General features: G+C 64.4%; 9 protein-coding genes and 1 pseudogene. 6 read left to right on the forward strand and 4 right to left on the reverse strand.

Annotated elements, in window-relative coordinates:
* The 3 genes and pseudogenes from QZY01_RS09725 to QZY01_RS09735 all read left to right on the forward strand — a co-directional run.
* Positions 1–384, forward strand: a pseudogene (locus QZY01_RS09725) (hypothetical protein); the annotation flags it as partial.
* A gap of 257 nt (positions 385–641) precedes the next feature.
* The gene (locus QZY01_RS09730) at positions 642–1,877 is read left to right on the forward strand and encodes a divergent polysaccharide deacetylase family protein (RefSeq protein ID WP_294536422.1); all 1,236 of its coding nucleotides are present in this window, start codon (positions 642–644) and stop codon (positions 1,875–1,877) included.
* 6 nt (positions 1,878–1,883) lie between these two features.
* The gene (locus tag QZY01_RS09735) at positions 1,884–2,387 is read left to right on the forward strand and encodes an RNA pyrophosphohydrolase (RefSeq protein WP_294536424.1); all 504 of its coding nucleotides are present in this window, start codon (positions 1,884–1,886) and stop codon (positions 2,385–2,387) included.
* 13 nt (positions 2,388–2,400) lie between these two features.
* Here QZY01_RS09735 and QZY01_RS09740 read toward each other — a convergent pair whose 3' ends face one another.
* On the reverse strand, positions 2,401–3,246 hold the full coding sequence (locus QZY01_RS09740; RefSeq protein ID WP_294536426.1) for a tetratricopeptide repeat protein: 846 nt from the start codon (positions 3,244–3,246) through the stop codon (positions 2,401–2,403).
* Between the two features lie 244 nt (positions 3,247–3,490).
* The gene (gene rpsU, locus QZY01_RS09745) at positions 3,491–3,724 is read right to left on the reverse strand and encodes a 30S ribosomal protein S21 (RefSeq protein WP_294536428.1); all 234 of its coding nucleotides are present in this window, start codon (positions 3,722–3,724) and stop codon (positions 3,491–3,493) included.
* Positions 3,725–4,278: 554 nt separating this feature from the next.
* Here rpsU and QZY01_RS09750 point away from each other — a divergent pair.
* Genes QZY01_RS09750 through QZY01_RS09760 form a run of 3 tightly spaced genes read left to right on the forward strand, consistent with a single transcriptional unit; the run spans position 4,279 to position 9,722 of the window.
* A complete protein-coding gene (locus tag QZY01_RS09750) occupies positions 4,279–6,489 on the forward strand; it encodes a peptidase domain-containing ABC transporter (RefSeq protein ID WP_294536430.1) in 2,211 nt (736 codons plus the stop codon).
* A complete protein-coding gene (locus QZY01_RS09755; protein ID WP_294536432.1) occupies positions 6,479–7,828 on the forward strand; it encodes an HlyD family type I secretion periplasmic adaptor subunit in 1,350 nt (449 codons plus the stop codon). The genes QZY01_RS09750 and QZY01_RS09755 overlap by 11 nt, the downstream gene beginning before the upstream one ends.
* Positions 7,829–7,832: 4 nt before the next feature.
* On the forward strand, positions 7,833–9,722 hold the full coding sequence (locus tag QZY01_RS09760; RefSeq protein ID WP_294536435.1) for a hypothetical protein: 1,890 nt from the start codon (positions 7,833–7,835) through the stop codon (positions 9,720–9,722).
* Positions 9,723–9,816: 94 nt separating this feature from the next.
* Here the strand turns inward: QZY01_RS09760 and QZY01_RS09765 are convergent, their stop codons facing one another.
* The gene (locus tag QZY01_RS09765) at positions 9,817–10,437 is read right to left on the reverse strand and encodes a 2-hydroxychromene-2-carboxylate isomerase (protein WP_294536437.1); all 621 of its coding nucleotides are present in this window, start codon (positions 10,435–10,437) and stop codon (positions 9,817–9,819) included.
* Between the two features lie 29 nt (positions 10,438–10,466).
* Positions 10,467–11,378 (reverse strand): 3-hydroxyacyl-CoA dehydrogenase family protein (locus QZY01_RS09770; RefSeq protein ID WP_294536438.1); only part of this gene is annotated, 912 nt, incomplete at its 5' end.

Consider the following 11,378-nt stretch of genomic DNA (forward strand, 5'->3'; position numbering starts at 1 on the left):
GGCCGCTCGATCCAGGCCAAGGGCATCGAGCCGGACATCCAGGTTCTCGAGGACGTGCCGGACGAGTTGAAGGGCAAGGACAAGACCGAGGGCGAGGCTTCGCTCAAGGGCCATCTGAAGAATGGCGACGCGGAGGAGCATGGCTCGCAGGCCTATGTCCCCGCCGACGAGGCCAAGGACAAGGCTTTGCACGCCGCTTTCGACCTGTTGCGCGGCGTCAAGACGGCCGAAGTGTTGAAGGCCGAATTCGCCAAGGCCGAAACGCCCAAGACGGAAGCGCCCAGGGCCGAAAAGGCGCCCGAAGCCCCCGTCGTGATCCCGCCGCTCGGCGCCCCGACCGATCCGGTGCTCAAGCAGGGCCCGACGCCGGACAAGAAGAACTGACCGGCCGGCGCGCTTCGCCGTCCACATGAACGATGGGAGCCCCGATCCGATGGATCGGGGCTCTGTTTTTTTTCCGGCTGCCGGTTTGTGGCGCAAAAAATCCTTGTGCTCCAGGCGCTCCAGGCTTGCGCGGGGGTGGAGACGATTGCGGGGCATCGCAACCGGAAGCGCCGGGTTAATTGTCCCATCGGCTGAAAATGCTTAAAGCTTGGCGGACCGGACCCTTTGTGGATTCGCTCTGCTTTTCGAAAATGACCATGCTCGACGATCTCGACCGCCCGCTCGGAATGGACCGGAAACCGCCGCCTCCCAAGGCGGGCGGGCGAATCTGGCGGGTCGTCGGCGCGGCGGTCGTGCTAGCCGGCGTGGCGCTGGGCGCGACGCTGATCGCCCAAAAAGCCCCGTCCGGCGGCGAAACGGAAGCGCTGGCGCCAATCCAGCCGCTGGCCCCGCAGCCCGCTGCGGTTGCGCCTGCTGTCGCCTCCGCCTTGGCGCCGCCCTTGGCCGCGCCGTCGCCAATGGCGGGCGCCGCAGCCGCGTCGGCCGGCGTGGAGACCGCGCAGCAGGTCGAGACGGAAAGCGGCGTCAAAGTCTTTCGCGGCGGCGCGGCGGCGCCGGGCGCCGTGATCCTGAGGCCTCCCGAGACGCTTTTGGCGCTGGCGCCGGCGCCCGACCGGCGTCTGGTCGAAAACAGCCGCTACGGCCTGCTGCCGCGCCGCGCCGCCGACGGCGCCGCGCCTTCCCGCGTTTATGCGCGGCCACCGGCGATGCAGCCGCCGATCAAGCCGGGAACGCCGCGCATCGTGCTGGTGGTCGGCGGCATGGGCCTGAATCGGGCGGCGACCGAGGCGGCGATCCGCCGCCTGCCGGGCGCGGTGACCCTGGCTTTCGCGCCTTATGGCGCAAATCTCGATCCTTTGGCGGCGGCGGCGCGCGAGGCCGGACATGAAATCCTGTTGCAGGCGCCGATGGAGCCTTTCGGCGCCGATGGTTCGCCTGGCCCCCATATGCTGACCCTGGCCGACCGAGGCAAGGCGGAGGAGGATTTACGCTGGCAGATGGGCCGCTTCGTCGGCTATATCGGCGTGATGAATTTTTTGGGCGGCCGGTTCACCGCCGATGCGGACGCGACGCGGTCGCTGATGCGCGAACTGGCGGCGCGCGGTCTCGATTTCGTCGATGACGGCTCGTCGCCGCGCAGCCTTGCCGCTGGAATCGCCGGCGAGAACGGCGTCGGCTTCGTCAAGGCCGATCTGCGCCTCGACGAATCGTCCCGGCCGGAGGCGATCGAGGCGGCGCTGCTGCGGCTGGAGACGCTGGCGCGCGCGCAGGGCGTAGCGGTGGGTTACGCCGCCGGCCTGCCGGGCGCCGTCGATCGCATCGCGGGTTTCGCCGCCGGGCTCGATCGGCGGGGACTGGCTCTGGTTCCGCTCTCCGCCGCGGTCGGCGCCGAACGGGCGGCGGCGACCGTCAAGAATGTCGAAAAAAGGTAATGGCCGATGGATGCCCAGTCTTATCGTCCCTGCGTCGGGATCATGCTCCTCAACCCGCGGGGACTGGTCTTCGTCGGCCGGCGCAAGTCCAGGCGCGGGTCCGATGCGGTCGTTGGGGAATATGAATGGCAGATGCCGCAGGGCGGCATCGACGAGGGCGAGGCCCCTTACGACGCCGCTTTGCGCGAATTGCGCGAGGAAACCAATGTCAGGAGCGTCAGCCTGCTCGCCGAGGCGGCGGACTGGCTCAGCTACGACCTGCCTGCCGATGTCGGCAAGAAGAGCTGGCGCGGCCGCTATCGCGGCCAGACCCAGAAATGGTTCGCCTTGAAATTCACCGGCGCGGAGTCGGAAATCGATATCGACACGCCGGATGGCGGCAGGCACAAGGCGGAATTCGACGCCTGGCGCTGGGAACGGCTGGAGCGCCTGCCGGAACTGATCGTGCCGTTCAAGCGCGAGGTTTACGAGTCCGTCTGCGCGCAATTCGCGCCGTTGGCGGCAGGGTGAATTTTGCCTGCGCTCAGCTGCGCAGGCGGTTCACGCCGGCGCGGGCGGTCGAATCGTCGCCATTGAGCGACAGCGCGCGCTGGTAATTTTCCAGCGCCTTCTGGCGGTCGCCCTTTTTCTCGTAGGCGAGGCCGAGGCTGGACCATGCGTCGGCGTTCTTGTTGTCGACATTGAGCGCGGCGTTGAAATCCTCGATCGCCTTGTCGTATTTGCCCAGCGCCAGCAGGCTCTGGCCACGCGCCTGATAAGGGGCGGCGGCGAAGGGATCGCGGTCGATGGCGTTGTCGAAATCGGTGACGGCGCGATCGTTCTGCCCCTGTCTCTGTTCGATCAGGCCGCGGGCGTGAAAGGCCTGGGCGTTTTCCGGATTGAGCCGGATCGCCTGGTCGAGATCGCGCAGCGCCGGGTCGAGCTGACCTTCGGCGCGCAGCAGGTTGGCGCGGCCGAGATAGGCCGGAGCGTGATTGGGGTTTGACTCGATGGCGTGGGTGAAATCGGCCAGCGCCGCGTCATTGGCGCCGGTCTGGCGTTCGGCCAAAGCGCGATTGGTATAGGCCGAAGCGTGACGCGGATCGAGCTGGATCGCTCGGGAAAAATCGGCGATGGCCTGATCGAAGCGACCGATCTTCGCATAGGCGACGCCCCGCGTATTATAGGCTTCCGGATCGCTGGGATGGCTTTCGACCACGCGGTTCAGCGAATCGATATTGGCCTCGACCGCCTTGGGGTCGGCGCTCGACGTCTCGGCATAGCCCGGGCCGCGCCGTCCGCCATTGGGTCCGGTCATCGATTCGCAGCCGGCGAGCGGCGCCGCCAGAACCAGGGCGGCTAAAATCAGAATTTTGCGATGGCCCGCCATTCTAGATCCCAATCTGGTCGATCCCCGTTCGCTTTCCGCCAGTGCCGGCGCCGAAAACGCTTCTCGGCGTAGGCGGGGCGCGCCGCAAACTATTATCGCGGAATGAACAATTTGTTAACCGGGGAAGGTTTTGTTAACCGTGCGTCCGCCTCGGAAAGATCGTGGAACACGCGCAAACGCCCCTCGCCGGGGCAAGGGGCGCGAAGGGCGCCAGCAAGGACGTTAACAGCGCCGAACTACGACTTCAGCGCGTCACCGGCTTGGCCTTCATCGGCAACAGGCCTTCGCGCTGCATCTTCTTGCGCGCAAGCTTGCGGGCGCGCCGGACCGCCTCGGCCTGCTCGCGGGCGCGCTTTTCGGACGGCTTTTCGTAATGGCCGCGCAACTTCATTTCGCGGAATATGCCCTCGCGCTGCATTTTTTTCTTGAGCGCCTTGAGCGCCTGATCGACATTGTTGTCGCGAACGAGAACTTGCACGCCTGCATCCTGTTTTCAAAAGCCCCTTCGCCGCGACGCCGCCTGACGTCATGACACTGAAGCCGAATTGGAAAGGAAAACCGATCGCTTGCGGAGCGTCGGACCGTTGGCGAAGGCGTTAGCACAAATCCTGCGACCCTGTCCAGAGCGATGCGTCGCAAGCGGGGCCGCCGCGCGACCGGACGGCGTTTCCCATCCCGAGCCCCAATCTAAACGGCAGGCGAGACTCTCGCGTGGCTCCGCAGGACGACAAAAGATTTTCGCGCAAAATCCGAATCCTCGTGCAAAGCTGATCAGCCGTTTCAAACTTCGACTTGAGCGTCGAGCAATCTCGAATTGTTTTTGATCCAGGGGCCGGCGGAGCGGATCGTAACGTAAAACGGGATGGGAGATTTGCCCCGGCGGACCGTTCACGGCTTGAAGTCTTGATGAAGCCTGTCGTTTCGGGTTATGATCGAGCGGTAACGTGAGAGGCGGATGTGACACAAGACCAGACGGCGTCGGACAGCGTTACGGGCGCGCAAGATCCTGTTTCGCAAGATCTTTTTTCGGAATTGAACGATTCATCGGCCTTCGCGCGAAGCTCGGCGCTGGATTGTCTTGTGGTGGTGGGCGGCCGTCACGGGCTGCATCTGACGGCCCGGCAGATCGTTCAGGATAACGCCCTGCCGAGCGAGGACCTCACCGAGTCCCAACTGGTTCATTGCGCGCGCGGTTGCGGCCTCAAGGCGAAATCGGTCCGTCTGGACTGGAACGGCGTGGCCGGGCTGCAGCGCGCGCTTCCGGCGATCGTCCGGCTGAATAGCGGCGCCTGGCTGGTGCTGGAGGAAGTCCATCAATCCGACGGCGCAGCTTATGTCCTTCTGCGCGACCCCAAGGGTGGGGAACAGGCGGTCTTCAAGATCGACCGCCCGCGCTTCGAGGAGGCGTGGTCGGGCGATGTGGTGCTGGCGCGCCGCGATTACGATATAAAGGACGAGGAGCAGCCATTCGACTTCGGCCTGATCGTCTCCTTGATCTTCCGCGAGCGAGGCCTGGTGCGCGATCTGTGCATCTCGGCGGTTTTCCTGAGCTTTTTCGCGCTTGCGCCGATCTTTTTCTGGCGCATCCTTTCGGACAAGGTCATTTATTACCGCTCGATGAGCACCTTCGCCGTGGTCTGCATCGCCATGGGTCTGGTCATCGTTCTGGAGACGGTTTTCACCTTTCTGCGCGGCTATCTGCTCCAGATCATCACCGCCAGGGTCGATGTCCGGCTATCGGAATATATGTTTGAAAAAGTGCTGCATCTGCCGATCGATTTTTTCGAGCGCCGGCAGGTCGGCCTCATCAACCGCGACATGAATGAAATCTATCGCATTCGCGCCTTTCTCACGGGACAATTATTCGGCACGCTGCTCGATTCCCTGACGCTTTTATTCTTCCTGCCCGTCATGTTCGCCTATTCGGTCGTGCTGACGAGCATGGTGCTGGCGTGCTGCGCCCTCATCGTGGCGTGGCTGTTGTACATGTTGCCGGCCTATCGCAAGGCCTATGGCGCGGTCCTGACCGCCGAGGGCGAACGCGGCGCCTTTCTGGTGCAGTCGATCTCGGGCATCCGCACGATCAAGTCGCTGGCGCTGGAGCCCCGGCAGCTCAGGCAATGGGATGTGCATATCGCAAGGATCGCCAGGCTCAGGATGAAGGAGGGGTTCGTCGCGAATCTGATCCAGACGGGCGTCAAACCGATCGAGCGGCTGGCGGTCAACGGCACTTTCGCCTATGGCGTCTATCTGGCCCTGACCACCAACGATCCGGTGTTCGTCGGTTCGCTTTTCATTTTCATCATGTTGTCGCAGCGCGTCGCCGCCCCGCTCATGCAGATGGCGCAACTGGTCAACCAACTGGACGAAGCGCGCGGCGCCGTCGCCATGGTCGGCAATATGGTCAATCGCCCTCCGGAGGCCGGCCACTCGCATCATGGCGTGCGCACGCCGCTTGAGGGCCATGTCGCGTTCTCCAAGGTGCGCTTCACCTATCCGGGCGCCAACTCGCCGGCGATCCTCGATCTCTCCTTCGATGTTCCCGTCGGGACCACCCTGGGCGTGGTCGGCCGCTCCGGTTCGGGCAAGACCACGGTGACGCGGCTCTTGCAGCGGCTGCATCCCGATTACGAGGGCCTGATCAAGATCGACGGCGTCGATGTCCGCTCCTACGACCTCGCTCATCTGCGCCGCAGCCTCGGCGTCGTCCTGCAGGAGAACTATCTGTTTTCCGGAACGATCCGCGAAAACATCACCGCCGCCAAGTCCAACGCCACTTTCGATGAAATCTGCCGCGCCGCGCGGCTGGCGGGAGCGGAGGAATTCATCGAGCGGCTGCCGCACGGCTACGATACCTGGATCTACGAAGGCTCGCCCAATCTTTCGGGCGGCCAGCGCCAGAGGCTGGCGATCGCCCGGGCGCTGATCGTCGATCCGCGTATCCTCATCCTCGACGAAGCGACCAGCGCGCTCGATCCCGACAGCGAGGCCATCGTCAACGCCAACATCAAGCGCATCGCGCAAGGGCGCACGGTCATCGTCATTTCGCATCGCCTGTCGTCGCTGGTGAATTCGGACGCCATCATGGTGCTGGAGCAAGGCGCCCTGCTCGACATTGGAACACACGCCGAATTGCTCGAAAAATGCGAAATCTATCGTACGCTGTGGAACCAGCAGAACGGCCATATCGAGGCGGCCATGCGCAAGACGCAGCTGACGCGAGGCCCTTTCCATGCATCGTGAAACCGCCGATCTGGCCACCGTCCGCCGGTTCCAGTCGGAGGTCGCCGCCATTCGGGAGGCTAAAGAGCCCTATGCGATAAGGATGACGATCCATGTTCTGGCGGCGGGCATCGTTCTCGTCCTGGCGGTGATCCTGTTCGCCAAGGTCGACCGCATCGTCGCCAGCAGCTCGGGCAAGGTGGTGGCGACGGTCAAGTCCAGCGTCTTTCAGGCGCTGGACGACAATTCGATCATCAAGAGCCTCGACGTCCGCGAAGGCGATCACGTCGTCAAGGGCCAGCTCCTCGCGACGCTCGACCCGACCTTCTCCGGCGCCGACGTGCATCAGCTCGCCGATCAGATCGCCAGTCTCGATGCCCAGATCGCGCGCGCCGAGGGGGAGTCGCAGGGCCATCCGCCGGTTTTTTCGATCGATGGCGGCGCCAAGGAAAAAAGCTACGACGTCTTGCAGGCCCGGCTCTACGAGCAGCGGGCCGCCCAGTATCAGGCGCAGTTGAACAGTTTCGACCGCAAGATCGACCAGACCCTGGCGACGATCCGCAAGTCCGAGGGCGACGAAGCGCGCCTGAAGGAAAGGGGCGCGATCGCCGGCCGGGTGGACGAGATGCGCGGCAAGCTCCTCGAAAAAGGCGCCGGCTCGCTGCTCAACAAGCTCACATCCGAGGACGCGAGCGTCGAAATGCGCCGGCAACTGGAGAACGCCAACAATACTGCGATCGAGGCGCGCCAGCAGCTCGCTTCGCTGCGCGCCGACCGCGAGGCTTTCATCCAGAACTGGTCAACCCAGGTCAGCCAGGAAATCGTGACCGCGCGCAACAGCCGCGACGCCGCCGTTGCGCAACTGGAAAAGGCCAGCAAGCGCCAGTCGCTGGTCCAGTTGAAGGCGCCGGAGGACGCCATCGTCCTGACGGTGACCAAATTGTCGGTCGGTTCGGTCCTGCGTTCAGGGGACCAGCTGATCACCTTGGCGCCGTTGTCGGCGCCGGTGGAGGCCGATATCCAGATTTCGCCGCGCGACGTCGGTTTCATCCGTGTCGGCGATCTCGTGACCCTCAAGATCGACGCGTTCAATTATGCGCAATATGGCGTCGCCGAAGGCGAGGTCAAATGGATCAGCGAAGGCGCCTTCACGCAAAATGACGACACCGGCCAGCCGGTCGATCCCTATTACCGGGTTCACGTCAAGATCACCCGGACCAATTTCGTCCATGTTCCCGATACCTTCCGCCTGATCCCCGGCATGACCCTGACCGGCGACATCAAGGTCGGACGCCGCACCGTGGCCTCCTATCTCTGGAACGCGGTGGCCAATGGCCGCGAAGCCATGCGCGAGCCGTGAAATCATGAACCCTCTGGTGAAATCGGCTTTGGGCGATGGCGCCGCGCGCAGATTCGCGTTCGAGCGATTCGGCTCATGGTCGCTACGCGCCGGCGTAGACGCCTATGCCCGGGGGGAAATGGCCAAAGCTTTGCGCTGCTGGCGTCTCGCGAGCCGCGCCGGAGCGCTCGACGCCAATCTTTACATCGGCGAGATTTACGAACGTGGGGAGTTCGTCCATCGCAGCCCGGTCGACGCCGCCGCCTGGTATCGCCGCGCGGCTGTGCAGGACCACGCCGAAGCGCAGTTGCGGCTTGGCCGCCTGCATCTGCTGGGCGGAAGAAACGATTCGCTGTCCGTCTGGGCGTCGGGCGCGCGGCGGGAGCGTCCCGAATTTGTCGATTCGGTCGTGGACGCGCTGTTCCCGGAAGGCGAAGCGCTTTCCCCCGACCCTGAACTGGCGGTGGAATGGCTGACGCGAGCGGCGCACGGCGGCCACGCGGTCGCCGCGGCCCTGCTTGGCACGGTGCTTTTGGGCAGCCATGGCGTCGCGCAGGACTTTGAGGCCGCGCGCCGCTGGTTTTCATTCGCCGCCGGCGCAGGCGAGCCGACCGGGCAGTTCGGCCTCGGCGAAATCCATTACCGCGGGCTCGGAGTCGAGAAGGATCTGGTTCTAGGCGCGGACTGGCATGAAAAGGCCGCCGACCAAGGGCACAACGCCGCGCAGCTGGCGATGGCGACGATCTATTCGACCGGCCTCGGCCGGACCGCCGATCTCGAGCGCAGCGGACATTACATGGCGAAAGCCGCCGAGGGCGGCGCGGTCCTCGCCCTTCACGCGGCGGGAACGATGCATCTGACCGGCCAGGGGTTGCCCAAAAATCTCGATCGCGCCGAAACCTATCTGCGCCGCGCCGCGAAAAGCGATTATTTACCTTCCATGCTCGCGCTGGCCGAACTCTACAGCCGCGGCGGCGATTTCGCTCCGGATCTGCGCGAGGCCTTCGAATGGTATCGCCGAGCCGGCGAAAAGGGCGATGCGCAGGCGCAATTCGCCGCGGGCCGGCTGGCCGCCACCGGCGCCATCGGATACGTCAATTACGATGAGGCCGCCCGGGCTTTCCTGGCCGCCGCCCAACAGGGCCATCCCACCGCTGCTTTCAACATCGCCTTTTTTTACGCGACGGGGCAGGGCGTGGCGCGCGACGTCCGCGAAGCTTTGCGCTGGTATATCTTTGCCGCCGAGAAGGGGGTGAAGGAATCCGAGGTCAAGATCGCCGAACTCCATCTGAGTGGCGAACTCGGCGCCAAAAATTACGACCTCGCGCAAATGTGGCTGGCGAAAGCGGTCGAGCGCGGGGACAGCAACGCCAAGACGCGGCTCGCCGTGCTTTATCTCGAACATGCCGAAGGCGGACGCGACCTGAGCCGCGCCGAAGGTCTGCTGCTCGATGCGGCCAGCCAGGGCAGCGCCACAGCGGCGGTACAACTGGGTCAGCTTTATTCCGGCGCCTATGCATTCACGCCGCGCCGCGAGGACGCGATCCATTGGTATCGGACGGCGGCTGAAAGCGGACATATGGGCGCCGCTTTCACCCTGGCCTTGGCGCTGCTCGAAAGGGGCGACCCGGTTCAGGAAAAGGAGGCTGTGCAATGGCTTTTCCGCATCGCCGCCGAAGATCACGCGCAGGCGCAGTTCCAGCTCGGCGTTCTCTACTGCACGGGCAAGGGCGTTGAGAAAAATCTCCCCGAAGCCGTCGGCTGGTACGAAAAGGCCGCGCGCAACGGCCACGGCGTCGCCAAGCATAATCTCGGCGTGATGTTGATCAACGGCATGGGCGTCGAGACAGATGCCGAACGCGGCGCGCGATTGGTCAAGGAAGCCGAAATCGTCCGGGGCGTCCAGGCCGGCTGAGGCCGACGCGCCGTGTTCACCGGTTCCGGGTGGACTTCACTCGCTGATCGATCCGACCCGCACGATCCGACCACCGGCTTGCGCGCCAGCTTTTTCAAGCCTCGACGTCGAAACGGCTGCGGCCGCTGGTCAAGGCGTCGTCGAGCAGTTCGAGCCGGTCCTGGCCCCAGAAAATCTCGCCGTCGAGCACATAGGTCGGCGAACCGAAAGCGCCGGCCTCCAGCGCCAGCGCCAGATTGCTCCGATAGGCGGCCTCGGCCTCGTCGCTTTCGCCGCGCTCCAGCCCCCCCGGTTCATAGCCCGATTCCCGCAAAATCGCCGCCAATTCCGCTTTGTCGGCCAGATTACGCTGTTGCTCGAAGATCCCGGCGAAGGCGGCGGCGATGAATTTGGCGGGATCGGCGCCGTCCAAAACCAGCGCGCAGACGATTCTGTCGCCGGCCGAGGGATCGAAGGGCCAGAATTGCGGATGAAGGTGGAAATCCAGCCTGCGTTTCTCGCGCCAGCGCTGGAGTTCCAGAATGCGGTATTTCTGCCGCGCCGGATGGCGTTTGGCCAGCGGCAACCCGCCGGATTCGGGAAAAACCTGGCTCAGCGCCACCGGCCTCCAATCGACTTGGAGGCCATGTTTGGCGACGAGCCGCAGGAATTCGGCGTGACCGATATAGGCCCAGGGACTGAGCAGCGAAAAATAGACGGTGATCCTTCGCGTCACGGGCGAACTCCTGTGCTGGCGCGCCAAGCCTACGCCGCTTCCTGCCTGCCCGCAAAGCGTCCGTAAAAGGTCTCGCCTTTTTCCGCCATCTCGCGCAGCAGGGCGGGCGGGGCGAAGCGTGCGCCATGTTTGGCCGCGAGAGCGTCGCAGAGGGCGACGAAATTCTTCACGCCCATGAAGTCGATGTAGCTCAGCGCCCCGCCGGTGAAAGGCGCGAAACCGAAGCCGATGATCGAGCCGACGTCGGCCTCGCGCGGATCGGTAACCACGCCGTCTTCCACCGTGCGCGCGGCTTCGACCGCCTGGATGACCAGCAGGCGCTGTTTGAGTTCGGTCACGTCGATCGCGTCCGGATCGAGCCTGGTCGCCTGAAGATCGCCGAGGCCGGGCCAGAGTTTTTTCGGCGCCCCGGCGGGATAATCGTAAAAGCCCTTGCCGTTCTTGCGTCCGAACCGGCCGAGCTTGACCACCATTTCCTCCAGCAGCTTTTCCTGCGCCGGATCGACCGCCTGTTCGCCGAGATCGGCTTTGGTCGCCTGCAGGATGCGCCAGCCGAGATCGAGCGCCACTTCGTCGTTGAGCGACAAGGGCCCGACCGGCATTCCGGCCATGCGGGCGACATTTTCGATCATCGCCGCCGGCACGCCTTCCATCAGCATCAGATGGCCTTCGCGCAGGTAATTGGTGACGCAGCGATTGGCGAAGAAGCCGCGCGAATCGTTGACGACGATCGGCGTTTTCCGGATCGCGCGAATGAAATCGAGCGCCACGGCCAAAGCCCGGTCGCCGGTTTTTTCGCCCAAAATGGTCTCGACGAGCAACATCTTGTCGACCGGCGAGAAGAAATGCACGCCGATGAAATTTTCGGGCTTCGACCAGTTGGCGGCGAGCGAGGTGATCGGCAAGGTCGAAGTGTTGGAGGCGAAAATCGCGTCGGGCCC

The sequence above is a fragment of the uncultured Rhodoblastus sp. genome, from assembly GCF_903903185.1.
GTDB lineage: Bacteria > Pseudomonadota > Alphaproteobacteria > Rhizobiales > Beijerinckiaceae > Rhodoblastus.

What these genes read in the sequence shown, in the direction of transcription:
- QZY01_RS09730 (WP_294536422.1), top strand. Translation starts at nt 642, where the DNA reads ATGCTCGACGATCTCGACCGCCCGCTCGGAATGGACCGGAAACCGCCG.
- QZY01_RS09735 (WP_294536424.1), top strand. Translation starts at nt 1,884, where the DNA reads ATGGATGCCCAGTCTTATCGTCCCTGCGTCGGGATCATGCTCCTCAAC.
- QZY01_RS09740 (WP_294536426.1), bottom strand. Translation starts at nt 3,246, where the DNA reads ATGGCGGGCCATCGCAAAATTCTGATTTTAGCCGCCCTGGTTCTGGCG.
- QZY01_RS09755 (WP_294536432.1), top strand. Translation starts at nt 6,479, where the DNA reads ATGCATCGTGAAACCGCCGATCTGGCCACCGTCCGCCGGTTCCAGTCG.
- QZY01_RS09760 (WP_294536435.1), top strand. Translation starts at nt 7,833, where the DNA reads ATGAACCCTCTGGTGAAATCGGCTTTGGGCGATGGCGCCGCGCGCAGA.